Genomic DNA, 24,212 nt, shown 5'->3' with positions numbered 1-24,212 from the left:
ATGCCGGGACGGTTTTCCGCCCGCCTTACCGCTAGTCTACTCAAAGACAGAACCTTTTGATCAATCCCTTGAGGATATCCACCGTCGGCTGCAACTGGGACAGTTCAAGAAACTCGTCCGGCTGGTGCGCCTGGTCGATCGAACCAGGCCCCATCACCAGGGTCTCCAACCCCAACTGCTGCAGCCAGGGTGCCTCCGTGGCAAAAGCAACGGCGTGTGCCGTGTGGCCCGTGAGTTTCTCACAGGCTTTGACCAGAGCGGCGTCGGCCGGGGTTTCAAACGGCGGTACGCCGTCAAACAGGGGGGCAAACGTGAGTTTGAGTTCCCGCCGCTCGGCCAGAGGCTGCATCCGGTCAAGAATCGCCTGGCGCAGGGTCTCCATGTTCATGCCCGGCAGCGGACGCAGGTCGAAGTGCAATTCGCATTGGGCGCAGATGCGATTGGGATTGTCACCACCGTGGATACAGCCCAGGTTCAGGGTGGGCACCTGTACCTCGAAGTTGGGGTTGCGGTACTTTTCCTGCCATTCGCTGCGCAGGGCCAGAAGTTCGCCGAGCGCCTCGTGCATGCCTTCCAGCGCGTTGCGGCCCAGGGCCGGGTTGGAGGAATGGCCCGATTGCCCGTCAAACCGCAACCGTTCCATCATGATGCCCTTGTGCATGCGCACTGGTTTGAGATTGGTGGGCTCGCCGATCACCGCGTAACGGGCTTTCGGTTTGCCGGCTTCTGCCAGTGCCCGGGCGCCATTCATCGAGCTTTCTTCGTCAGCAGTGGCCAGGATAATCAGCGGCTGCTGCAAGGGCTCGCCGGCAAAGGCTCTGGCGGCTTCAATGGCCAGCGGGAAAAAGCCCTTCATGTCGCAGGTGCCCAGACCGTACCAGCGGTTGTCCTTTTCCGTGAGACTGAACGGATCACTTTGCCAGCGTTTGTCGTCAAACGGTACGGTGTCGGTATGGCCTGAGAGTACCAGTCCACCCGGACCGCTACCCAGAGTGGCGATCAGATTGAACTTGCCGGGCATGCCCGGCACTTCCATGATCTCGACGGTAAACCCCAGGGGTTCGAGCCACTCTGCCAGCAGGCGGACCACACCTTCGTTACTGTGATCCCACTCCGGCGAGGCACTGCTGATGGATGGCAATGAAATCAGCCGGGCCAGCATTTCCCTGATACCCGGCACCCCTGTGCTTGCGCTTGCGGTCACTTATTGCCTCCCGTCCCGGCGCTATTCCGGGCGGCCCCGGCGCCAGACTTCAAATTGTGTAATGGCACGAATCAGAATGGGGTACGCCACTTCGCCCCCGGCCACTGTGCGGGCGATTTCCATATCCCGCTCGCCAACGCTGACCAGTCGCCCCTCAACCTGGTTTTCATTCGAGAGCGTAACCCTTACGCGCCGGCCAAGCCAGGTATTGGCGTTCTCAACACTGTCAGGGTACCACTGCTCAAAATCCGGGTCTTCCGGCGGTACCACAGGCTCCATTGCCTGCGCAGGCAATGCTGGTTCCACCCGTTGCATTTCGGTCAGGTACACATCCGGCACGGTGGCACCGTTATAGGATACGCGCAGGCTGACGGTGTTTTCCGAATCGGTGCGTACGGGCAGCCCGAAGGTTTCCGAGCCGGGTGCAAGCATCATGGTCACCTCACCCCCTTCGGTCAGCCATTGCCGATACAGTGCCAGCAATTGCGGACTGGCTTCCAGGCCCCGAGCCTGCAGCCCTTTCTCCAATGCCGCGACACCCCGCCCGGCCCAGTCGCTGACCTCCAGCCCGGTCTCGCGGGCACAATAGGCAGAGAGGCGGCGCATCAGACCCGCGTCACGAACGGTCAGTTGCAGTGGCCCGGCCCCCATGGAGGCCGGGTCGGCCAGATTGCCCAGGGTCAGTCTGGCGTCTGGCCAAACCAGCTCCAGGCTTCCGGTTTCACGGGTATTCAGTTCAAAACGCAGGGCATCGGGGGTCTGCTCCAGCAACATGTCGCCCCGGATATCAGGAATCCCCATACGCATCAAATCCCCACTGCCCAGTTGCTGCCTTGGGTCCGGCGCACAGGACAGATTGGCTAGCGGGGCCTGGCTGGTTTCATCCGGCGCCGCTGTCACCCAGTTCCGGAACATGGTGGGTTCCAGCATGATGCTGGCGCGCTCAACGGACATCCGCCAACTGGCCGGCAAGCCCTCCGGGCTCATCAGTGTGGTCACCAGGGTGACCGGAGAGCCGGTTTCCAGCTCCATCAGGCCCATCTGCAGTGGCTGTGTGAGCCGGAAATCCTCCCAGTGCGCCTGCCGGAGTATGACCCGACCATCCACGGAGGAGCTGATGCTACCCCGCTCAAGTACACCGTATTCCGATAATGCCGTGCGCGCCTCTGCCAGGCGCTGGTCCGTCAGCCACCAGACGCCGGCTTTAAAGCCGGCGAAGGCCACTATTCCTGTGATAACGAGAAATGACAGCAGGCGTTTCATCCGGTAACTCCCGGCCAGAAGTATCAGTTACGGGAAATCAGCGTACCGACACCCTCGTCGGTGAAGATTTCCAGCAGGCAGGCGTGGGCCACTCGTCCGTCGATAATGTGGGAGGTGCGCACGCCATTTTCCACCGCACTCAGGGCACAGCGGATTTTTGGCAACATGCCGCCATGGATGGTGCCGTCTTCAATCAGGTCGTTCACCTGCTGGGCGGTCAGACCAGTCAGCACCTTGTCTTCCTTGCTCTTGAGGCCGGAGACATTGGTCAGCAGGATCAGCTTCTCGGCCTTCATGGCTTCTGCCACCTTGCCGGCCACCAGGTCCGCATTGATGTTGTAGGAGGCGCCATCCGGCCCGACTCCGATAGGCGCGATGACCGGGATCACGTTGCTGCGGGTCAGCATGTCGATAACATCGACGTTGACGCTTGCCACCTCGCCAACATGGCCAATATCGATGATTTCAGGTCGCTCCAGCTCCGGCGAACGATTGACCACTTCCAGCTTCCGGGCCCGGATCAGATTGGCATCTTTGCCGGTCAGGCCCACCGCGGTGCCGCCGTGGGCATTGATCAGGGAAACGATTTCTTTGTTCACCTGGCCACCGAGCACCATTTCAACCACATCCATGGTCTCGGCATCGGTAACGCGCATGCCGTTAACGAAGCGGGACTGGATATTCAGGCGCTCCAGCAGCTCCCCGATCTGGGGGCCGCCGCCGTGAACCACGATGGGGTTGATCCCCACCAGTTTCATCAGCACCACGTCCCGGGCAAAACTGCTCTTGAGGTCTTCGTTCTCCATGGCGTTGCCGCCGTATTTGATCACGACCGTCTTGCCGGTAAACCGTTGGATATAGGGCAGGCCCCGGCTCAGTACCGAGGCCACCTGCATTGCTGTTTCACGATCCAGCGCCATGATGTTGTGTTAATCCTTACGACAGTAATGGGTTTCAGAATTCCGCCACCAGGTCTGGTGCCGCTTTCTGCAGTTGCTCCCGGAAAACGGATTTGATCCGCTCCAGTGCCTGTTCGGTTTCGGCTTCGAAGCGCAGAACCAGAACCGGCGTGGTATTGGACGCACGGCATAGCCCCCAGCCATCGGCATAATCTACCCGAATGCCATCGATGGTACTGATATTGCCGTCACCAAAATCCGCCTGCTGACCTAGCCGTTCAATGATGGCGAACTTGTCTTTCTCGGTCACCTCGACATTCAGCTCAGGGGTGCTGATATCCTCGGGGAAGTCTTCAAAGACCTCATCAGAGTGGCGATCCTCAATGCCCAGAATTTCCAGCAGCCGGGCCGCCGAGTAAAGGCCATCGTCAAAGCCGTACCAGCGTTCGCCGAAGAAAATGTGTCCGCTCATTTCGCCGGCCAGCAGGGCTCCGGTTTCCTTCATTTTCGCTTTCATCAGGGAATGGCCGGTTTTCCACATGATCGGGCGCCCTCCGGCCTCCGAGATCACGCTGGCCAGCCGGCGGCTGCACTTCACGTCATAGAGCACATCCGCGCCGGGATTGCGGGACACTACATCCCTGGCAAAGAGCATCAGCAGACGATCCGGCCAGATGATCTTGCCGGTATTGGTGACCACGCCCAGGCGATCGCCGTCGCCATCAAAGGCCAGCCCGATATCGGCACCGGTCTCCTTAACCTTGGCAATCAGATCCTGCAGGTTCGCCGGTTTGCCGGGGTCCGGGTGATGATTCGGGAAATCACCGTCCACTTCACAATACAGTGGTGTGACTTCACAGCCCAGCTCCTCAACCAGCATGGGGCCCAGCTCTCCGGCAATGCCATTACCGGCATCCACCACCACTTTCAGCGGCGCGGCCACAGCAATATCACCGACGATACGGTCCAGATAGGCGCGGCGCACGTCGTCCCGGGATTGCTCCCCCTGCCCGCTGACAAGGTCGGCGGTCTGGATGCGCTGGTGCAGCTTCTGGATAGCTTCACCAGACAGAGTCTCTCCCCCCAGCATGATCTTCAGGCCGTTATAGTTGGCCGGGTTGTGGCTACCGGTCACCATAACGCCAGAACCGGTCTGCAGGTGATGGGTTGCAAAGTACAGCACCGGCGTGGGGATGGCGCCCAGGTGAATGATGTTGCAACCGGTCGCCATGATGCCCCGCCCCAGCGCATCGGCCAGTTCCGGGCTGGAATGACGGCCATCATAACCAACACAGATATCCGTAACGCCACGCTCAGTCGCTTCCGAGCCGATCGCGCGACCAATGACTTCAACCACCTCGGCCGAGAGGGTCTGGCCAACGATGCCCCGGATGTCATAGGCACGGAAGATTTCCGGGTTGACCTGAACAGCAGGCAACTCGGTTTCTGCTACTTCTGGAATGTCCTCGTCAAACAGGGAATCGTCGGAGCCACCAAAGCCGAGCACATCCTCGTCACCATCGAGCATGTCAATGTCGGGCATGTCCTTGTCCTGAAACAGCGGTTCCTCCTCCGCCGTCGCTGCCTTGCGGCGGGCAGGAGCCGTTTTGGGGGCGGCCGACTCCGCCGCCTTGGCCACCCGTTTCTCAACCATCTGGGACAAACGAAACAGCACTTCTCCTGTGGACGCCACCATATCCCAGCGCAGGGCGGGCAATTTCATCCGCTCGCCCCCGAACACCTTATGGGCCCACTGAATGAGCGCGGTCACATCCTGGCGAATACCACGCTGGGCATTACCGAGAAGCACCCAGACCAGAACCGCCGCCACCAGCGCCGGCACCCCCACCAGAATCGCCAGGAGGATGGTGCTGACCGGCGCCACCGGCGCCGAAGCGGGTTGATAACTGACGGACCAGTCCGGATTGATCAAAGTGCGGGACAGCTCCGGGCCGCTGCCATTACCGACGCTGGCCACGGTTCGTGAAGCACCGGATACGGATTGGACCAGTGACAACTTGCCACCAAGTTGCGAATTGCTCACAGCCAGCAATGGCTGAATATGGGACGCCTCAAAGACCGCCAGTACGCTACCGACCACGGCATTGCTGGTAGGGTGACGTACCGCCGCGGCAAACTGCAGATACCACTGATTGTCCCGGGGGAAGGCATCAGGCAACAGGTTCTGGCCATTTTCTGCCCGTCGTGCCAGTTCCAGGCCTGCAAATCCCAGCAGGGTATCGCCGTTACCGGTCCGGGGCACTTCCCGGTATGGGAAGACAAACACCTGAGCGGAACCGGGCAGCGCCGTTTGCAGTTGCCCGGCAAGATTGGTCAGATCAGATCGCTCCGCCAGAGCAAGGGCGGCGTAGCGCTGGTTGGCCACCGCCCGAACCTGTTCCTGCAGCGCCGTCAGTGACTGATTCAGGCGCCGCTGGGCACTGTCCACCTCCATGGCACTGGCCGCGTCATAACGGGCTTCCCCGGCAGGCACCACTACCAGAAAATGCGCCAGCACCACCGCGACCACGCCGGCCACCAGCACCACCAGTGATTGATTCAGCCCGACCGATCCGAGTTTCTTTAGCCCGGAGCCAGCCGCTTCTTTGGACGCTTTGGACGGTTTCTGTTTCTTTCCGGGCTTCTTCTCCGGCTGCTCATCACCGGAAGACGCTTTGGTTTTTTTCTTGGCGAATTTCATAATGCATCCCGCAGTTATTTTCTTTCCCGGATAGTTCTGTATCCGCTGAGTATAGACGCCGGCCAGTCAACTCGCTGCCAGGTAAACAGGCCCGGCTCAGTGGCTCCCGGTGGAGCCAAAGCCACCTTCGCCCCGGTCACTGGCATCAAATTCGGTCACAATCTCGAAATCCGCCTGTACCACAGGCACCAGCACCATCTGGGCAATACGTTCACCCACCTCGATGGTGAATGGCGTCTGGCCCCGGTTCCAGCAGGACACCATCAACTCGCCCTGATAGTCGGAATCAATCAACCCCACCAGATTACCGAGCACGATCCCGTGTTTGTGCCCGAGCCCGCTACGGGGCAGGATCATGGCGGCCAACTCCGGGTCGGCAATATGCACAGACAGGCCGGTGGGAATCAAAAAGGTCTCGCCCGGCATGATGGTCTTGGCTTCTTTCAATGCCGCCCGGAGATCAAGGCCTGCAGAGCCTTCCGTGGCATATTCGGGAAACGGAATCCCGGTGCCAATGCGGTCATCCAGAACCCGTACCTGAAATTTTCTTTTGCTCATGCCTGTTCAATCCTGTTGCTGTGGTCTGCAATCAACGCCACCAGACGGGCAGCGATCGACTGTTTGCTTTCTGGCCCGATGGATTCCGACCCCTCAGGCCAGAACACCGTAACCGCATTACGGTCGCTGCTGAAGCCGAGCCCGGGCACGGACACATCATTGGCGACAATCATATTGAGTTTCTTGCGTTGCATCTTGTCGGTCGCATAACGCGCCACGTCCGTGGTCTCGGCCGCAAAGCCGACCGTGAACGGCGCATCGGCCCGGGCCGCGATGGTCGCCAGGGTATCGGGGTTCCGGACCAGCGAAAGACTCATGTTGTCGTTGGTTTTCTTGATTTTCTCGCTGGCGGACACCTCGGGCCGGTAATCCGCCACGGCGGCCGTGGCGATAAAGATATCGCAGCCTTCATCGACCGCTTTGCTGGCAGCTTCGAGCATTTCCTGAGCAGTACTGACCGGCCGGAGATCAACCCCCGCCGGCACCGCCAGACTGACAGGCCCGCTGATCAGCACCACCTCGGCCCCGGCGGCAACGGCCGCACTGGCCAGGGCGTAGCCCATCTTGCCCGAGCTGTGATTGGAAATGTAGCGCACGGGATCGATCGGCTCCCGCGTTGGCCCGGCCGTGACCACCAGGCGCTTGCCCGACAGCGGCCCGGTCGTTTCAGCCACGCCTTCTCCGTTTACCAGACGCGCCAGACGTTCCGGCTCCAGCATGCGCCCCGGACCGGTATCGCCGCAGGCCTGCTCGCCCTGACCCGGCCCCCACAGGGTAATCTGCGGATCTTCCATCAACAGCGCCAGGTTCCGCTGGGTACGAAAGTTCTTCCACATGGCCTGGTTCATCGCGGGAGCCAGCGCTATCGGCGCTTCGGTGGCGCAACAGACCGTCGTCAACAGGTCATCGGCCAGCCCGTGGGCCAGCCGGGCCATAAAATCCGCAGACGCCGGCGCCACCACAACCTGATCGGCCCACTTGGCCAGCTCGATATGCCCCATGCCAGCCTCGGCTTCCGGGTCGAGCAGGGATGTGCGTACCGGTTCGCCACTCAGAGCCTGATAGGTTAACGGCGCAACAAATGCCTCCGCACCACGGGTCATGACAACCCGGACTTCGTGCCCCGCTTTTTTCAGCAGCCGAACCAGCTCCGCACTTTTATAGGCGGCAATACCACCGGTAATTCCCAACAATATTCGCTTGGCGGTCATGCGGGCTCCGTAATCCCGTAAAATGAAAGAGTTATAAGATAGCATGCCGAGCGCAGACGGGCAGCCTGCCAGCGCCCCTGTTCGTTTACCAAATGTTACCTTTTGGAGTAACCTTTGTAATTTCGAGAACCCGGTGCAGGACGCATCCCCCAAAACCAGCAAGGACGCAAACATGACCACCAGCCACTGGCCCGCCGATGAGCGGCCCCGTGAGCGACTGCTCACTCATGGCCCTGAATCCCTGTCTGACGCCGAACTCCTGGCCATTTTCCTGCGGACCGGTACTACCGGCATGCCGGTGATGGCCCTGGCCCGGCACCTAATCACCGAATTTTCCGGACTGCGCGGCCTGATGACCGCCTCCCGCCGACAGTTCTGCGAGGTCAAAGGCCTGGGCACCGCCAAGTACGCCCAGGTGCAGGCTGCCATGGAAATGGCGAGGCGAGTGATGGACGAGCCTCTGCGCCAGGGTGACCCGCTGCGCTCACCGGAGGATACCCGGCGCTTTCTCACCAGCCGCTTAGGTACTTATCCTCATGAAGTGTTCGCAGGCCTGTTCCTGGACAATCGCCACCGGGTCATTCAGTACCGGGAACTGTTCCGGGGCACGATCGACGGTGCCGCCGTCTATCCCCGTGAGGTGGTACGCCAGGCTCTGGAGGACAATGCCGCCGCGGTCATCTTTGCCCACAACCATCCGTCCGGCGTGGCCGAGCCAAGCCAGGCTGACATTTCCCTGACCCGCCGGCTGAAAGAAGCCCTGGGACTGGTCGATATCAGGGTTCTTGACCATATGGTTATCGGCCACGGTGAGGTAATATCCCTCGCTGAACGTGGATTGATGTAGCCCCGTGAAGGATACCGCCCCGAAACTGGCCAAATTCCCAACAATTTTTTGCGTTGGTCGGCCAGTTCTGGTATAAAAGCGTCCCTTTCTGGCGGCGTCTGGCGAGCAGCGTTCTGTTTCAGAAGCGCAAACCGGCAGCAGGTATGGCTCCGGAGCAACCAGAGACGCATTAAAAACGAATTCGTATTGATAGAGACCATTGCTCAGGTCGGAGGCAAGTATGTCCAGAGTTTGTCAGGTTACCGGTAAGCGTCCGGTTACCGGTAACAACGTTTCCCACGCGATGAACCACACTCGTCGTCGTTTTCTGCCGAATCTGCAGAACCACCGTTTCTGGGTTGAGTCCGAGAAGCGTTTCGTGAAGCTGCGCGTTTCCACCAAGGGCATGCGCATCATCGACAAAAAAGGCATTGACGCTGTGCTGGCCGATCTTCGTGCCCGCGGCGAGAAAGTTTAAGGAGCCGCATCATGCGCGAGAAAATCAAGCTGGTATCTTCAGCAGGCACTGGTCACTTCTACACGACCAAAAAGAACAAGCGTAACACCCCGGAAAAAATCGAGATCAAAAAGTACGATCCGGTTGTCCGTAAGCACGTTGCGTACAAAGAAGCCAAGATCAAGTAATTGATCCTGCCTCCACAAAAAACCCGGCATCTGCCGGGTTTTTTATTGCCTGGACGCATCAGACAAGACTCAGAATGTTTCCAGATAGCCTTTGGGCAGCGCCACATCCATGGCAATGGGAAGGTGGTCGGAAACCGGATAGCTCACCACTTCAGAGCGCCGGATTTCCAGAGAGGGACTGACAAGAATATGGTCAAGCGCCTTTTCCGGGCGCCAGCTCGGGAAGCTGTGCGCGGTGTCGGGCAGCGGAATCAGATCGGTTTCTTTCAGCGGTGTTCGTGTCAGCAACTGCTCTGCATGAGCATTCATGTCCCCCATCAGCACCACATGCCGATAGCTCGCAATCTGCTCGCGGATAAATCCAAGCTGCTTCTGCTGGGCCGACTTGCTGAGAGAGAGATGCATCAGCACCAGTACCAGCGGGTCTTCCTCATCCCCGTAGCGCGCAATGATGGCGCCACGCCCGGGAATCAGTCCCGGCAACTTGTGTTCAGTGACATCCAGCGGGCGGAAACGGCTCAACAGGCCATTACTGTGCTGGGCAATCTGGCCGAGGTTGCGATTTAATTGCTGATACCAGTAAGGAATCCCGGCCGCCTCGGCCAGGTATTGCACCTGATTGATGTAACCACTGCGGAGACTGCCGCCATCACACTCCTGCAGGGCAACCACATCATACTGGCTGAGCAGGGTGGCAATCCGATCCAGGTTTTCGTAGCGCCGGCGATTGGGCAGAAAATGCTGCCAGCTGCGGGTCAGGTAATGGTGATAGGACGAGGTGTTGATACCAACCTGAATATTGAAAGTCAGTAGCCGGATGTGCCTGTGAGCTTCAAACTCCGGCACATGCTCGCTCCCGGAACAAGTGCCCCGGGAGCTTTCCTGGTTTCTGAGTATACCGTTCAGCTGGTTACGGATTCGCTTGTACATTATCAGCCGCTTCTCCGGTCAGCCCATCCAGCGCCCGGCGAACCGCATGGCGCCTTACTCAGACCCGCTGCGCTCTTTTTCCGCCAGATACTCGACCACCTTCAGGGTGTTTTCGTGACTACCCGCCATGGAGGCACTTACCACGTACTTGCCATCAACCAGCATAGTCGGTGTACCGGTAATGCGCGCGCCACGAATCTTGGCCTGGGCCTGCTGCACTCTGGCACGCACCCCGAAACTGTTGTAGTTTTCCAGAAACTTCTCGGCGTTCACGCCATACCCGGCAACAAAATCAGCCAGAGCTTCCGGGGTATTGAGGGGGCGGCGCTCTCCGGCCAGGGCATCGAACAGCGCGTCATGCACCTTGTCCAGCTCGCCCATCGCCTCAAGGGCATAGAATGCGTAGGCATGCGGCTCCCAGCTGCGACCCAGTGCCGCTGGCAGCTTCACATAGTTGATGTAGTCCGGAGCCTCCGCTTCCCAGGCTTCAGCCAGCGGCTTGAAGTTGTAGCAGTGCGGACAGCCGTACCAGAAGACTTCCGCCACTTCGACACCGTTATCCGATGCCGTTCTTACCGGATTATCCAGTACCCGGTAATGCTCTCCGGCCACCCAGGGCTGGGCATTGACCAGGGAAGCAGCAGACAACAGTGAAAGCGCCAGAACGGCGGAAGACGTCAGGGTTCTGATCATCGGGAATCTCCGAGCCATCAATGAATTTTAACGGGGATTATGACCCAGGGATGCGGAAAAGTTCCACCGGAGGGCCAAAGGAATGCGTTACCGAACGGTTAGGTATTATGAATACCGGATACCAAAAACCCCGCCGAGGCGGGGTTTTCAGTCGTAACTGACGGCTGTCGATCAGTTCAGGCCGGATACGTAGCTGGCGACCGCCTCAATCTCAGCGTCTGTCAGCTTGGAGGCAACATCCATCATGATGCCGGCATTCGCGCCTCCGGCGCGCTCACCCGCCCGGTAAGCTTTCAACTGCTTGATAACATATTCTGCAGTCTGTCCGCCCAAGGCAGGGTAACCTGCCGGCTCGTTGCCAATGCCGGAGGGGTTATGGCAACCGGAACAGGCCGGTACACCGGAGGCCATATTGCCGCCGCGGTACATTGCCTGACCCTGCTCAACCAGATCCGGATTGGCCTGACCAACAACCATTTCCTGGCTGTTGAAATAGGCAGCCAGATCCTGCAAATCCTGATCGGACATGGCGTTGAGCAGGCCCGTCATTTCAGGAATGGCACGATCCCCGGATTTGATGTCAACCAGCTGGTTGTACAGATATTTCTCGCCCAGACCGGACAGTTTTGGATACACAGCCATTACCGGCTTGGCTCCACCCTGACCATGACAGCCCGCACACACTGCTGCGTTCTGTTCACCCGCTGCCGGATCTCCTGCCCCGTGAGCCATCGCTGTAAGGCCAACTCCGAGAACAACTCCTGCGATCAGTCTTTTCATGCTCGCTCCGCTTCTCTCATCTTTGCATCTTGAAAGTATTCTTCGTTGTGCAGCCGGCAGGCACTGGGTCGTCAGGTGCAAAACCGGGGCATACAGCGGCAACGCGAGGCGTCCCGCCGGAAATTGGTGTAGCATTATACATTAATCGCCGATAACTGAAATCCAAAGGAACACCAACCGTCGTGGACCCTGATCTGACTCAAAAAAGCCTCTCGTTCAACAGCGCCCGTTTTCTCATCAGCGCCTCCAAACTGGACGAATGCCCCCCCGACCATGGCGCTGAAGTTGCCTTTGCCGGCCGCTCCAATGCGGGCAAATCCAGCGCCCTGAACGCTATCACCGCCAACGGCAAACTGGCCCGCACCAGTAAAACGCCCGGCCGGACCCGGCTGATCAACTTTTTCAGCCTGAACCGGGAACATGCCCGTCTGGTCGACCTGCCCGGTTACGGCTACGCGAAAGTGTCCCGGGACATGAAAGACGACTGGCAACAGCATCTCGGCCATTACCTGAATGATCGCCGCTGCCTGCGTGGCCTGGTTCTGGTGATGGACATCCGGCACCCGCTCACCGATTTCGACCAGATGATGGTGGAATGGTGTGAACATAACCACCTTCCGCTCATGATTCTGGCCACGAAGGCCGACAAACTGAAGTTTGGTCAGGCAAAAACCGCCATGCTGGGTATCGCGAAAAAGCTGAAGGAATATCAATGTGTGGAGCACCTCATCATGTTCTCTGCCACCTCCAAGCGCGGAGTCGACGAGTGCCGGGAAGCGCTGACCCACTGGCTGGAAGCCTCGGAACAGGAGCCGGTTGAGGCATAAAAAGCCGGCCTGAAGAAGACAGGCCGGTGAAAACGTCAGGGTTTGCGACGTGCTATGTGCCTCTGCAACCACAGAGGCCGAAAACCTGAGAACTCACTCAGGAGACGCAGGGAGTGTCCGGTTCCCAACGTCATTAGCTGTGACTGCGCCGCATTCAAAAAGTTCAATATCAGATCAAACTTTGACCAGACCAGCCAGGCTCATGCCTCAACGCCAGAGATACCCTGGGCCTCAGGCAAGGTAGGACGGTATTTTTCTCGCAATGCCAGCACCCGCTCACGATACTCCGGCGTGAGATAGGGCACTTCCAGTGTCAGCACCTGATAGATCCCCTGCTTTAACTCGGTCAGGGACAGACTGGCAGGCTCCTCGGCCGCATGAGCCGTCTTCAGAAACGCCATCCAGTTGGTAATCACCAGCCAGACATTCAGTGACATGGCCGAACGCAGATCCTCCGGCTGAGGCTGGATAATGCCGGCATCCGCCAGCTTTGCGAAAATCCGGTTGATGGCCGCCAGACAGCGATTGGTAAACTCCCGGTAGTCCCGGCGCAGCCGCGGGTCACTGTCGAGCAGGTATTCCAGATCCCGGTGGAAGAAGCGATAGCTCCAGAGGCCGTCAAACACCGACTCCAGATAGAAGGTCATATCCTCCAGGGTGATCGGTCGGTCTTCCGGAATATCCAGGTAGTAGTCCACCAGCTTTTCATATTCCTGGAAAATCTCGTAGATGATGTCGGACTTGTTGCGGAAGTGGTAATACAGATTACCCGGCGATATCGCCAGGTGCGCGGCAATGTGATTGGTGGTGATATTGCGCTCACCCTTGTCATTAAACAGCTCCAGGCTGGATAAAAGTATCTTGTCTCTGGTTTTCATCGTCATGCCGGTGTTTGTTGTTATCAGTGTCACGGATGGCCTAAAGAGCCATCCGGCTTTCTTGACTGCCTAGAGTATATACTCTAATAATAGCCTCAAGCGCAAATCGCACAGATTTTGGCCAACGACAATAACCGACTGCCAGCGCCTGTCGCTCCAGGCAGTCAGGGGGAGAAAACCATGGGTGCCACCGTCGTCCAGCTCACAGAGAGCAAGAAGCAGATCCAGCATACGCATCACGTCTTTGAGGACCAGAAGAAGGCCTTCCGCAACAACCCGATGCCGTCCCTGACCGAGCGCAAAGAGAACGTCAAGCGTCTGAAACGGGCGCTACTGGCGCATCAGGATCGCCTGGTCGAGGCCATCGATCGGGATTTCAGCTGTCGCTCCAAAGACGAATCCCTGATTGCCGAAGTCATGCCGTCTATTCAGGGCATCAATTACACGCTGAAGAATCTCGGCGACTGGATGAAGCCCTCCAAACGCCATGTTTCGGTTCTGTTCCAGCCCGCCAGCAACAAGGTTTACTACCAGCCCAAAGGGGTTGTAGGCGTCATCGTGCCCTGGAATTACCCTCTGTATCTGGCGGTCGGTCCACTGGTCGCTTCCCTGGCGGCTGGCAACCGCACCATGATCAAGATGTCGGAATTCACTCCGCACACGTCAGCCCTGTTCAAGGAGATCATCGAGTCGATGTTCCCGGAGGATCTGGTGTCGGTGATCACTGGCGAGGCCGATGTGGCTGCTGATTTCTCCCAACGGCCTTTCGATCACCTGCTGTTTACCGGTTCTACTTCAGTAGGCAAACTGGTGATGCGCGCGGCGGCCGAAAATCTGACCCCGGTAACCCTGGAGCTCGGCGGCAAGTCCCCGGCCATTGTGTCGCCGGATGTCCCCATGGAAGATGCGGCCCAGCGTATCGCCTTCGGCAAGGCCTTCAATGCCGGCCAGACCTGCGTAGCACCGGACTATGTGCTCTGCCCTACCGACCGGGTGCAGGCGTTCGTGGATGAATTCCGGGCACGGTTTGCCGAGATGTACCCGAGCCTGCGGGATAACGACGACTACACGGCCATCATCAATGAGCGCCAGTACCATCGTTTGCAGGGCTATCTGGAAGATGCCAGGGCCAAGGGGGCTGAACTGGTGGAGATCAATCCCGCCAACGAGAACATGAAGGACGGTACCCGGAAGATTCCGTTGACGCTGGTGCTGAAGACCACGCCGGACATGAAGGTGATGCAGGACGAGATTTTCGGCCCGATCCTGCCGGTCATCAGTTACGGCAGTCTGGACGAGGCAATCCATTACATCAATGACCGGCCACGGCCGCTGGCGCTGTATTTCTTTGGCTATGACAAGTCCCACCAGCAGCATGTGGTGGACAACACCCATTCTGGCGGCATGTGCATCAATGATGCGCTGATGCACGTGGCCCAGGACGACCTGCCGTTCGGCGGGATTGGTGATTCCGGTATGGGGCACTATCACGGTAAGGAAGGCTTCCTGACCTTCTCTCATCACCGGGCGATTTTTACCAAGCAGAAGTTCAACAGCGGCAAATACGTGTATGCGCCCCATGGCACCGCAGCGCATCGGTTGGTGTATAAGCTGTTTATTCGCTGACAAAACACGCCTGCCTGCTTGGCTGGGAGCAAGGCCAAGGTGCAGGATGTCTCTCCAGGACACGCCGTTAATACGTCCATGTAGGCTTGAGCAAAACATCCCTGTTTTGCACAGTCCCGGAGAGACACCCTGCACCCTGGCCACCAGACGTTCTAGCAAGCCTGAACAGAATAATAAAAGACAAAGAAGCTTCTACAATGACAAGCCAACACGATACGAAGAATTCCTGTCAGTCGGATGTTAGCCGTCGCAGTTTCCTCAAAACCGGTTTAGGCGGCGCGGTGTTTCTGAGCACCGTCAGCCTCTCTGCCGGGCTAACCGGCTGCGCTACGGCCCCCGCGGGCCGGGTCAGCGCGGTCGACAGCCGCATGGACGCCCGCTACCAGTTCCAGTTTCTGAGCCGGGATGACATCGCCCTGTTCGAGGCCCTGTTGCCCGCCATGTTTGCCGGAGCTCTGCCGGAGGAACCGAACCAGCGTCGCTTTGCCATTGCCGGAACGATTGAACGGATCGACCAGGGCATTGTGAAATTCGGCCCGGCAAATCAGCAGGAGCTGCGCAAGCTCTTTGATCTGCTTAACTTTGCCCCCACCCGGATCGCCCTGGCGCGGGTATGGTCAGACTGGCCTTCAGTCAGTACCGCCGATGCCGACGCGTTTCTGCGGCGCTGGCGCGACAGTCGGATCGGACTTTTGAATAACGGCTACATTGCCCTGACCAAGATCAGCAACGTCGCCTTCTATGGGCATGAAGACCACTGGCACCTGTCTGGTTACCCGGGGCCTCCCGCCTGGATGGTGGATGCCTTACCACAGTTCAATCCTGCCGCTTGATAAAACCCCGGATACCCATCGTATTAAGGAGCGAAGTATGTCCATGAACGATCCCATTGCCCGGGGACTGGCTGCCGGCTGGAATGTGACCGACGCCAGCAAACTGAGCGAAAACCGCACGGTAGAGGCGGATGTTGTGGTTATCGGCACCGGTGCCGGAGGCGGCACAACCGCGGAGATCCTGGCCCGTCAGGGCTTGTCAGTGATTCTGGTGGAAGAGGGTCGACTGTATTATCAGAAAGACTTCAAGATGGACGAGCTGACGTCCTACGCCAATCTGTACCAGGAAGGCATGAGCCGGGTCACCGCCGATGGCGCCATCGCGATTTTACAGGGCCGCTGCGTCGGCGGCTCCACGACGGTGAACTGGACCAGCAGCTTCCGCACCCCGGAGGAAACGCTCACCTACTGGAGCCAGGAACTTGGCCTGGAAGGACTGGCGCCGGACGCCATGGCCCCCTGGTTTGAGGGCCGTGAGCAGCGCCACAACATGGCGCCATGGGAAACCCCACCCAATCTGAACAACGACATCCTGCGCCAGGGCTGCGAAAAACTCGGCTATTCCTGGCAGGTGATTCCAAGAAACGTCAAAGGCTGCTGGAACAGCGGCTACTGCGGCGTGGGCTGCCCCACCAACGCCAAACAGGGGGCGCTACTCACCACTATCCCCGGCGCGCTGGATCACAAGGCACAACTCTTCCACGGCCTGCGGGCAGAACGCCTGGTGGTGAATCAGGACCGGATCGACCACCTGCTCGCCTCCGCCATGGGCCCGGACGGCGTCACCCCATCCGGCATCACGGTCACCCTGAAAGCCCGGCAATTCGTGGTCGCTGCCAGCGCCATTGGCTCCCCCGGCCTGCTGCTTCGCTCGCAACTGCCCGACCCATACCAGCGCGTGGGCAAGCGATCGTTCATCCATCCGGTCAACGCCACCGTCGCCCGCATGCCGGCGAAAATCGACCCATTCTACGGCGCTCCCCAGTCCATCTACTCGGACGAGTTCAACTTCAAGGCAGGCATCGACGGCCCGGTAGGTTACAAACTGGAAGTACCGCCCCTGCACCCGGCCATGGCCGCCGGCGTGGTACCCGGCCACGGCCAGCCACAACGAGACAACCTGGGCCAGCTGCCCTGGATGCAATCGGTCATCGCCCTGCTGCGCGACGGCTTCCACCCGGACAGCCCGGGCGGCACGGTGTCACTCAGAGACGACGGCAGCCCGGTACTGGACTACCCGATCACCGACTATCTCTGGCAAGGCTTGCGCAAGGCCTACCTCACCATGGCCGAAATCCAGTTCGCCGCCGGCGCCGAAGCCGTCCAGGCCATGCACCTGGATTCCGACTGGTACACCAGCTGGAACCAGGCCAGAGACGCCATCAACAACCTGCCCATGAAACCCCACCGTGTTCGCCTGTTCACCGCGCACCAGATGGGCGGCTGCAGCATGGGCACAGACCCGGAAACCTCGGTAGTGAACAGTTTCGGTGAGCATCACCACATCGCCAACCTGAACATCCACGATGCCTCCATCTTCCCCACCAGTATCGGCGCCAATCCGCAGTTGTCAGTGTATGCACTGGCGGCGAGAAACAGCAACCGGTTGGCGCAGAAGCTAAAACAGGCAGGGTAAACGAAAATGGCTATTGACTGCTTCCCTGACGACCAGGAGAAAGCAGCGATGCTTCAGAAAGCGCCGGGGATGCATGCAGATAGCATGAGAGCGCGGGCCGGGGGTGGCTTTCGGGAGTCTTGAGGGCCATGGACGGCCCGAAAGAAGCGCACAGGGAAGTGCTCGTAGCGTCTCCCGAAAGCCACCCCCGGCTCGTGCGGCAGCCTCCAGCTAACAGCAGCCATCATCAGAAGCCCCGGACTACAGTACGCCCTCCGATCCTGCTATCCTACGGCTCACCATAAAAAGGAGCTGTGCATGCCCAAAGTCATCTATCCCGGCACCTTCGACCCCATCACCAACGGCCACACCGACCTCATCGAACGGGCCGGCCGCATGTTCGATGAAATTGTCGTCGCCGTCGCCTACAACCCGAAAAAGCAGCCACTTCTCAATCTTGAAGAACGCTGCGAACTGGTCCGCAAGGCCACCGCACACCTCCCCAACGTCAGCGTCACCGGCTTCAGCAACCTGCTCGCCGACTTCGTGCGCGAGCAGAACGCCACCGTTATCCTGCGGGGATTGCGCGCAGTTTCTGACTTTGAATATGAATTCCAGCTTGCCGACATGAACCGCCGGCTGGCGCCGGAAGTCGAAAGCGTGTTCCTGACACCCGCCAACCACCTGTCCTACATCTCTTCCACCCTGATCCGCGAAATTGCCTCGCTGGGCGGGGACATTTCCGAGTTTGTAGACCCGGCCGTGGCAGAAGCCCTGCAACAGAAGTTCAGCGAATCCTGAGAAAAACCCGAAGGGCGTTGGTGATCACCGAAGCGCAGCTGATGGCGAAGTACCAGCAGTTGGCAGGTGACTGAAATTCAGAGCAACGGTGGCAGGGGGATTTCCACGTCATTGACGGTTAATACCAGATCCTCCATCCGGCCATCCATCACCAGGCGCTCACCGTCCTGAACCAGCAGACCCTGCTTGATCAATGGCGCCACCTGCATGCGCACGGCAGGATAGTCTTCTGCAAGGGCAACCGGCATGCTGAGATTCACGCTGCCGGTCAGCGCCTGCATGACCATCAGCATGCTGTCACGCTGCTGATCGGAGAGCTCCGGATGGCTGATGTCCATTGAGCCAGTGACTTCCCCTTCAGGCGTGGCCAGACTGAGCTCCCGGATGCCGATGGAAAACCCTTCGGCGGCAAGACTGCGGAGCGCCTCGTTAAAACGCTGCATCACCGCCATCTGTTGTTCAAACGCAGCCCTGGGGTCGTCCCCGGCGCTCAACGCCAATGACTGCATATCCGCCATGGCGCCACTGAAGTCATTCCAGCTGGCCACGTCCAGATTATCCAACGCCACCTCCAGCCGATGCGGCCCAAAGGCCTGATCAGCCAGCGCGGCCGATTCCAGTGACAGGGTAACCCGCGAATCCAGGCGCTCGCCGTTCTCGCGAGCCTCGCTTTCGCTTTCAAGCGACATTCCGCTCAGCGTCATTGCCGGAGACTGAGCCCCCTGCAGGGTCAGGCTATCCACGGTCATCACGCCAGAGCCGGTCCAGATATCCCCCACCAGCCATTCCATGCTCTGTTCCATATGGACGTTATCAATTGTCACATCCATTTTCGGATCGCTGAGCCGGATCGCCGGCCACACCACCAACAGCTCCGCCGCTTCGCCACGGCGCCCGACATCAACCCGGACCAGACCGCCACTGCTCTGGAGGGCCGTTTCCCGCTCCGGGTTATCAATGTTCATCACCGGCGCTTCCAGCTCAAGCGTGGCACTGCCCCAAAGGCGGGTTTCCAGCGTCAGGCTGGGCTCATCGTCCGGAAACCAGTCCGCGCCCTCGGGCTGCCAACCCTGGCGCGGGCGGAAATCCATCAGGCTGCCGGTGACACCATGGGACACCTGGATTTCGATCGCAAGGGTATGAGAGTCCCCGGTTTCAGGATCTCTCAGGGTCACGGTAGCGGACACCTCGGACCCAAGCACACCACGACGATACTGCTCGGTCTCAAGGTTCAGAAAGGGCTGGGCCCGGTTTACTTCCAGCGTTGCTTCACGCCAGTGCTGCTCGGTGACATAGCCCACACCCCACGGGGCGCCACCAGCCACCAGCAGTACGGCCAGACCGGCCAGCGTCCATTTTTTCAGTTTCAAGGTATCCGTCCTGTGATTTTTTCGGTGCCGGCCCGCCGGCCTCAGTTAGGTTTGCCGGTCAGGCGTTCCAGCAGGACCAGCTGTGATGCCAGTCGCTCTTCGCCTTCCCCGGGCTGATTCTGAATGTAACTGCCATCGGGCTGCAACACCCAGGCCTGGCAATTGTCCGCCAGATAGGTATCCAGATCTTCCCGCAGGCGGGCAATCAGGGCGGGTTCCTCAACCGGGAATGCGGTTTCGACCCGGTGCAGCAGGTTGCGCTCCATGCCATCGGCGCTGGAACAATACACCTCGGGCCGGCCGCTATTACCGAAATAGTACACTCTCGTGTGCTCCAGGAAGCGCCCGATCACCGAGCGCACCCGAATGTTGTCCGAAAGCACCGGTACTTCCGGCCGCAGGCAGCATATGCCGCGGATGATCAGATCTATCTTGACCCCGGCCTGTGAGGCCCGATACAAGGCCTTGATCATCTGCGGTTCGGTCAGGGCATTGAACTTGAAGATAATCCGCCCCTTCTCACCGTAGCTGGCCTCCCGTTCAATCAGACTGATCAAACGGTTGTGCAGGGTAAATGGCGCGTGAAACAGCTTCTTGATCTTCAGGGCCTTGCCCATGCCGGTCAACTGCTGGAACAGCTTGTTGACATCATCGCCAATGGACTCGTCGCAGGTCATGAAACTGTAGTCGGTGTACAGGCGTGCGTTCCCGGCGTGGTAGTTACCGGTGCCCAGATGCACGTAGCGCCGCAGGCGGCCTTCTTCCCGACGGACAATCAGGATCATCTTGGCGTGGGTTTTGTACCCGACCACACCGTACACCACAATCACGCCAGCTTCCTGCAGCCGACTGGCCAGCTCCAGGTTCTCGGCCTCACTGAAACGGGCTCGCAGCTCGATAACCGCCGTCACTTCCTTGCCTCGACGCGCGGCATCGGCCAGGGCCTCGACAATTTCCGAGTCGGCACCGGTGCGATAAAGCGTCTGGCGAATGGCCAGCACCTGTGGATCCTTGGCTGCCTGGCGCAGCAGATCCACCACCGGGCTGAAGTTTTCATAGGGATGTAACAGCAGCAGGGGCCGTTTGCGAATGGCATCGAACATGGATTCCTTGCTGCGAATCTGGCGCGGAATCGACGGCGAGAAGCTGGAATAGGTCAGGTCTGGGCGGTCCACCAGGCCACCCACCGCCATCAGGCGGGTCAGGTTTACCGGGCCGTGGACCTGGTACAGATCCCGCTCGGTCAGGCCGAATTCCCGGAGCAGGAACTGCACCAGCTCTTCCGGGCAGTTATCCGCCACCTCAAGGCGAACGCCATCGCCAAACCGACGGCTCAGCAGCTCGCCGCGCAGGGCCGAGGCCAGGTCTTCCAGATCGTCTTCAAGCTCAAGGTCCGCGTTCCGGGTCAGCCGGAACTGATAGCAGCCCTTCACTTCCATCCCCGGGAACAGCTCATCAGCATGGGCGTGAATCATGGACGACAGGAACACCAGGTTGTCACCACCCTCGCACACCTCATCCGGCAAGCGCACCAGGCGCGGCAGGGAGCGAGGCGCGGGCACAATCGCCATCCCGGTCTCACGACCAAAGGCATCCTTGCCGTCCAGCTCAACGATGAAGTTCAGGCTCTTGTTCACCAGGCGGGGGAACGGGTGTGATGGGTCCAGCCCGATCGGGCTGACCACCGGCAGAATTTCCTCGTCAAAGTAATTGCGCACCCACTCGGCCTGGGCCGGTGTCCACTCGCGGCGCCGGACAAAGTGGATGTTCTCCTGCTCCAGCTCCGGAATCAGGACATTATTGAGAATATCGTACTGTTCGTGGATATAGTCGTGGGCAACGCGGCTGATCTCCGCCAGCACCTGTTCCGGCAACATGCCGTCGACACCCACCGTTTCGCGGCCATACTTCATCTGCTGGCGCAGGCCCGCCACCCGGATTTCAAAGAACTCATCCATGTTGCTGCTGAAAATGCAGCAGAAGATCAGACGATTGATCAGAGGATGCGTGGTATCCAGCGCCTGCTTCAACACCCGGTAATTGAACTGCAGCTGGCTCAGTTCGCGGTTGAAGTAGTTCTCGCTGGCATCCAGATTCACTTCCTCACCAACGGGAGGAAGATCCACCGGCGCCGGGACGCTCTGTTCACTGCCTGTCTCTGTCACGGTTTCGCTTGTCATTGCTCTTTATATCCATCGTTGAGGCGGGCTTCGGCCACCAGCCGCTGCCCGCTTATGATCGCTGTCGTTCCCGCATCAGTCTGGCGGCGCGCACGGCGAAATAGGTCAGAATGCCATCGGCACCGGCACGGCGCATGGCCATCAGGCTCTCCATCATGACCGCGTCGCCATCCAGCCAGCCGTTTTGAGCTGCGGCCATATGCAGGGCGTATTCGCCACTGACCTGGTACACAAACGTTGGCACCTGCAGTTCGGTTTTCACCCGGCGCACGATATCCAGATAGGGCATGCCCGGCTTGATCATCACCATGTCGGCGCCTTCAGCCAGATCCATGGCCACCTCATGAATGGCCTCATCACTGTTGGCCGGGTCCATCTGATAGGTGGCTTTGTTACCCTTGCCGAGGTTGGCAGCAGAGCCGACCGCATCCCGGAACGGGCCGTAATAACTGGACGCATACTTGGCAGAGTAGGCCAGAATCCGGGTGTTCACATAGCCTGCCCCTTCCAGGGCCTCACGAATGGCCGCCACCCGACCATCCATCATGTCGGACGGTGCCACCACATCGGCACCGGCATCGGCATGGGACAGTGCCTGATTGACCAGGGCTTCGACCGTGACATCGTTCAGCACATAGCCATCGTTGTCGATAATGCCGTCCTGACCGTGGGTGGTGAAAGGGTCCAATGCCACATCGGTAATCACCCCCAGTTCCGGATGCGCCTTTTTCAGGGCACGAACCGCCCGTTGGGCCAGGCCATCAGAATCCCACGCGCCGGAGCCGGACAGGTTCTTTTTCTCCGCCGGCACCACCGGGAACAGCGCCACGGCGGGAATACCCAACTCTACCAGTTCCGCCGCCTGCTCCACCAACAGATCGATGCTAAGACGCTCGACCCCCGGCATGGAAGGCACGGCTTCACGCTGATTCTCGCCTTCCAGCACAAACACCGGAAAAATCAGGTTATCGGGTGACAACTGGTTCTCCCGAACCAGACGCCGGGAAAAATCACTGGCACGATTGCGACGTAAACGGGTGAACGGATAGGCTCGACTGGAGTGCGCAAGACTCGGCTTCGACACGGATAACCTCCTGAACATGGATGGCCTTGGAAAGTGATGACATCATACACCCCAGAAGCCGCCCGTTGCAGGCCTGAGCCGAGTGTGCCGTTGACAGATGACAAAGAGATGACAGATAAACGGAGTTGCCGGGACAACGGAAGCCGCTGCCCGGCGAGAAAACGCCATCAGAGGGAACGGTTGTTGAACCCGATCTCCACCTTGCGCGGGGTATCAGAACGGAAGGTGGTGTCCACCTCCTGTATCTTTCCGCCGCCTTGCAGAAAGGCTTCAATATCTGCCTGCAACTGGGCCCGAACCCGGGCACGGCCGGCAATGGAATGGTTATCGTCGCTGTCGCTGGTCCAGCTGCTGGACTGCTCCAGATTGCTTTCGTCGAATTCACTCATGGTTTATCTCCATCAACGAAAACAGCTTTACGGGTGGCCAGATGCTCTGGAAGACGCACCCCGTCTCGACTGCCGGCCATCTGACGGCCCGTCTTGGCGTCTTTATAATCTGCTTTCATGACTGACGCTATTTCCTGACAACCACTTTTTTGTAATTTTTTGTAATCACAGATAACCCATTGTTTTGAAAGCTCAGATAACAGCACTTCAACGGCACTGAGAATTGACACAAAGAATGAATATTGATTCAATGCTTGCAAGGAGCCGGCATGGCCTATCGTGAAACTGAAAAAATGCGCCAGCGCAAAGCCGAGGCGCGAAAAAAGATCATTGAATGCACCTGGGAGTGCGTATCCGAAGGCGGTTTTCGCAGCGCACGCATTACCCGCATCGCGGGGCTGGCGGGCGTTGCCACGGGCACCATCTACCGCCACTTCGAGTCACGGGAGGACCTGTTCGCGGAAATCTTTCGCCTGGCCACCCAGCGTGAAGTCGACAAGGTTGCCGAAGCACTGGCAGTAGACGGCAATGCCGTTAAACGCCTGGATAACGCCCTGCGCCAGTTCGCCCGCCGGGCCCTGAAAGGCCCGATGAAAGCCTGGGCACTGATTGCCGAGCCGGTAGACCCGAAAGTGGAAGAAGAGCGACTGGTGTATCGCAAAGCCTACGCCAGCCTGTTTGAACAAGCGATCCGGAGCGGCATAACCGAAGGCTGCATACCGGACCAGGATGCCCGCCTCACCAGCACCTGCCTGGTTGGCGCCATCTCGGAATCCCTGGTGGGGCCGCTGTCACCGACCCAGACAGAAACACCGCCGGGACACGACAACAACGAAGATGAGCTGGTCGACACCATCGTTTGCTTCTGCCTACGGGGGTTAGCCGGCACCAGGAGCTAA

At 59.2% G+C, this 24,212-nt stretch carries 24 protein-coding genes; 9 read left to right on the top strand and 15 right to left on the bottom strand.

Annotation, left to right across the window (positions count from 1 at the left end; genetic code table 11):
- Nucleotides 1–40: 40 nt before the first annotated feature.
- The 6 genes from argE to coaBC form a co-directional block, all read right to left on the bottom strand.
- Nucleotides 41–1,204 (bottom strand): acetylornithine deacetylase, encoded by a 1,164-nt coding sequence (argE, locus tag JIF53_RS13985; RefSeq protein WP_014422828.1) that lies wholly within the window; start codon nucleotides 1,202–1,204, stop codon nucleotides 41–43.
- 21 nt (nucleotides 1,205–1,225) lie between these two features.
- Nucleotides 1,226–2,467, bottom strand: a complete 1,242-nt coding sequence (locus JIF53_RS13980) for an acetylornithine deacetylase (protein ID WP_199452964.1) — start codon at nucleotides 2,465–2,467, stop codon at nucleotides 1,226–1,228.
- 23 nt (nucleotides 2,468–2,490) lie between these two features.
- On the bottom strand, nucleotides 2,491–3,387 hold the full coding sequence (gene argB, locus JIF53_RS13975) for an acetylglutamate kinase (protein WP_014422830.1): 897 nt from the start codon (nucleotides 3,385–3,387) through the stop codon (nucleotides 2,491–2,493).
- Nucleotides 3,388–3,421: 34 nt separating this feature from the next.
- Nucleotides 3,422–6,067 (bottom strand): phosphomannomutase/phosphoglucomutase, encoded by a 2,646-nt coding sequence (locus JIF53_RS19660; protein WP_323127183.1) that lies wholly within the window; start codon nucleotides 6,065–6,067, stop codon nucleotides 3,422–3,424.
- Nucleotides 6,068–6,163: 96 nt separating this feature from the next.
- Nucleotides 6,164–6,625: a dUTP diphosphatase gene (gene dut / locus JIF53_RS13965; protein WP_011786972.1), complete on the bottom strand. Its 462-nt coding sequence runs from the start codon at nucleotides 6,623–6,625 to the stop codon at nucleotides 6,164–6,166.
- On the bottom strand, nucleotides 6,622–7,836 hold the full coding sequence (gene coaBC, locus JIF53_RS13960; protein ID WP_199452962.1) for a bifunctional phosphopantothenoylcysteine decarboxylase/phosphopantothenate--cysteine ligase CoaBC: 1,215 nt from the start codon (nucleotides 7,834–7,836) through the stop codon (nucleotides 6,622–6,624). The genes dut and coaBC overlap by 4 nt, the downstream gene beginning before the upstream one ends.
- A 172-nt stretch (nucleotides 7,837–8,008) precedes the next feature.
- On the opposite strand from coaBC, the gene radC reads away from it, so the two are divergent.
- The 3 genes from radC to rpmG all read left to right on the top strand — a co-directional run bounded on the left by radC (nucleotide 8,009) and on the right by rpmG (nucleotide 9,307).
- Entirely contained in the window at nucleotides 8,009–8,683 is a 675-nt protein-coding gene (radC, locus tag JIF53_RS13955) for a RadC family protein (RefSeq protein ID WP_199452960.1), read from the top strand.
- Nucleotides 8,684–8,903: 220 nt separating this feature from the next.
- Nucleotides 8,904–9,140, top strand: coding sequence for a 50S ribosomal protein L28 (gene rpmB / locus JIF53_RS13950; protein WP_011786975.1), 237 nt, complete (start codon nucleotides 8,904–8,906; stop codon nucleotides 9,138–9,140).
- Between the two features lie 11 nt (nucleotides 9,141–9,151).
- On the top strand, nucleotides 9,152–9,307 hold the full coding sequence (gene rpmG / locus JIF53_RS13945; RefSeq protein ID WP_008173465.1) for a 50S ribosomal protein L33: 156 nt from the start codon (nucleotides 9,152–9,154) through the stop codon (nucleotides 9,305–9,307).
- Between the two features lie 69 nt (nucleotides 9,308–9,376).
- Here the strand turns inward: rpmG and JIF53_RS13940 are convergent, their stop codons facing one another.
- From JIF53_RS13940 to JIF53_RS13930, 3 genes are all read right to left on the bottom strand, one after another.
- Nucleotides 9,377–10,237: an endonuclease/exonuclease/phosphatase family protein gene (locus JIF53_RS13940; RefSeq protein WP_011786976.1), complete on the bottom strand. Its 861-nt coding sequence runs from the start codon at nucleotides 10,235–10,237 to the stop codon at nucleotides 9,377–9,379.
- A gap of 54 nt (nucleotides 10,238–10,291) precedes the next feature.
- Nucleotides 10,292–10,930 (bottom strand): thiol:disulfide interchange protein DsbA/DsbL, encoded by a 639-nt coding sequence (locus JIF53_RS13935; RefSeq protein WP_011786977.1) that lies wholly within the window; start codon nucleotides 10,928–10,930, stop codon nucleotides 10,292–10,294.
- Nucleotides 10,931–11,101: 171 nt separating this feature from the next.
- On the bottom strand, nucleotides 11,102–11,710 hold the full coding sequence (locus JIF53_RS13930) for a c-type cytochrome (protein ID WP_199452958.1): 609 nt from the start codon (nucleotides 11,708–11,710) through the stop codon (nucleotides 11,102–11,104).
- A 182-nt stretch (nucleotides 11,711–11,892) separates the two neighbouring features.
- On the opposite strand from JIF53_RS13930, the gene yihA reads away from it, so the two are divergent.
- Nucleotides 11,893–12,537: a ribosome biogenesis GTP-binding protein YihA/YsxC gene (gene yihA, locus JIF53_RS13925; protein ID WP_153740240.1), complete on the top strand. Its 645-nt coding sequence runs from the start codon at nucleotides 11,893–11,895 to the stop codon at nucleotides 12,535–12,537.
- Between the two features lie 200 nt (nucleotides 12,538–12,737).
- On the opposite strand, the gene JIF53_RS13920 is transcribed toward yihA, so the two are convergent.
- A complete protein-coding gene (locus JIF53_RS13920) occupies nucleotides 12,738–13,415 on the bottom strand; it encodes a TetR/AcrR family transcriptional regulator (RefSeq protein WP_199452956.1) in 678 nt (225 codons plus the stop codon).
- A gap of 180 nt (nucleotides 13,416–13,595) precedes the next feature.
- On the opposite strand from JIF53_RS13920, the gene JIF53_RS13915 reads away from it, so the two are divergent.
- From JIF53_RS13915 to coaD, 4 genes are all read left to right on the top strand, one after another.
- Nucleotides 13,596–15,041 (top strand): coniferyl aldehyde dehydrogenase, encoded by a 1,446-nt coding sequence (locus JIF53_RS13915; RefSeq protein ID WP_199452954.1) that lies wholly within the window; start codon nucleotides 13,596–13,598, stop codon nucleotides 15,039–15,041.
- 197 nt (nucleotides 15,042–15,238) lie between these two features.
- Nucleotides 15,239–15,874: a hypothetical protein gene (locus JIF53_RS13910; RefSeq protein WP_199452953.1), complete on the top strand. Its 636-nt coding sequence runs from the start codon at nucleotides 15,239–15,241 to the stop codon at nucleotides 15,872–15,874.
- 37 nt (nucleotides 15,875–15,911) lie between these two features.
- Complete coding sequence (locus JIF53_RS13905; protein WP_199452951.1) at nucleotides 15,912–17,510, top strand: GMC family oxidoreductase; 1,599 nt, start codon at nucleotides 15,912–15,914, stop codon at nucleotides 17,508–17,510.
- A gap of 297 nt (nucleotides 17,511–17,807) precedes the next feature.
- Nucleotides 17,808–18,290 (top strand): pantetheine-phosphate adenylyltransferase, encoded by a 483-nt coding sequence (coaD, locus tag JIF53_RS13900; protein ID WP_199452949.1) that lies wholly within the window; start codon nucleotides 17,808–17,810, stop codon nucleotides 18,288–18,290.
- 77 nt (nucleotides 18,291–18,367) lie between these two features.
- On the opposite strand, the gene JIF53_RS13895 is transcribed toward coaD, so the two are convergent.
- The 5 genes from JIF53_RS13895 to JIF53_RS13875 all read right to left on the bottom strand — a co-directional run bounded on the left by JIF53_RS13895 (nucleotide 18,368) and on the right by JIF53_RS13875 (nucleotide 23,573).
- A complete protein-coding gene (locus JIF53_RS13895) occupies nucleotides 18,368–19,660 on the bottom strand; it encodes a DUF945 family protein (RefSeq protein ID WP_199452947.1) in 1,293 nt (430 codons plus the stop codon).
- Between the two features lie 41 nt (nucleotides 19,661–19,701).
- Entirely contained in the window at nucleotides 19,702–21,840 is a 2,139-nt protein-coding gene (gene ppk1, locus JIF53_RS13890; protein WP_199452945.1) for a polyphosphate kinase 1, read from the bottom strand.
- A 52-nt stretch (nucleotides 21,841–21,892) separates the two neighbouring features.
- Entirely contained in the window at nucleotides 21,893–22,942 is a 1,050-nt protein-coding gene (gene hemB / locus JIF53_RS13885; RefSeq protein WP_199452943.1) for a porphobilinogen synthase, read from the bottom strand.
- 149 nt (nucleotides 22,943–23,091) lie between these two features.
- Complete coding sequence (locus JIF53_RS13880; protein WP_199452941.1) at nucleotides 23,092–23,313, bottom strand: hypothetical protein; 222 nt, start codon at nucleotides 23,311–23,313, stop codon at nucleotides 23,092–23,094.
- A complete protein-coding gene (locus tag JIF53_RS13875) occupies nucleotides 23,310–23,573 on the bottom strand; it encodes a hypothetical protein (protein ID WP_199452939.1) in 264 nt (87 codons plus the stop codon). The genes JIF53_RS13880 and JIF53_RS13875 overlap by 4 nt, the downstream gene beginning before the upstream one ends.
- 9 nt (nucleotides 23,574–23,582) lie before the next feature.
- On the opposite strand from JIF53_RS13875, the gene JIF53_RS13870 reads away from it, so the two are divergent.
- The gene (locus JIF53_RS13870) at nucleotides 23,583–24,212 is read left to right on the top strand and encodes a TetR/AcrR family transcriptional regulator (RefSeq protein ID WP_199452937.1); all 630 of its coding nucleotides are present in this window, start codon (nucleotides 23,583–23,585) and stop codon (nucleotides 24,210–24,212) included.

Origin of the sequence: Marinobacter sp. bablab_jr008, from assembly GCF_016464145.1 — a bacterium.
GTDB classification, from domain to species: Bacteria; Pseudomonadota; Gammaproteobacteria; order Pseudomonadales; family Oleiphilaceae; genus Marinobacter; species Marinobacter nauticus.
The sequence above is the reverse complement of the archived record's forward strand: the minus strand, read 5'-3'. Positions and strand labels throughout refer to the sequence as shown.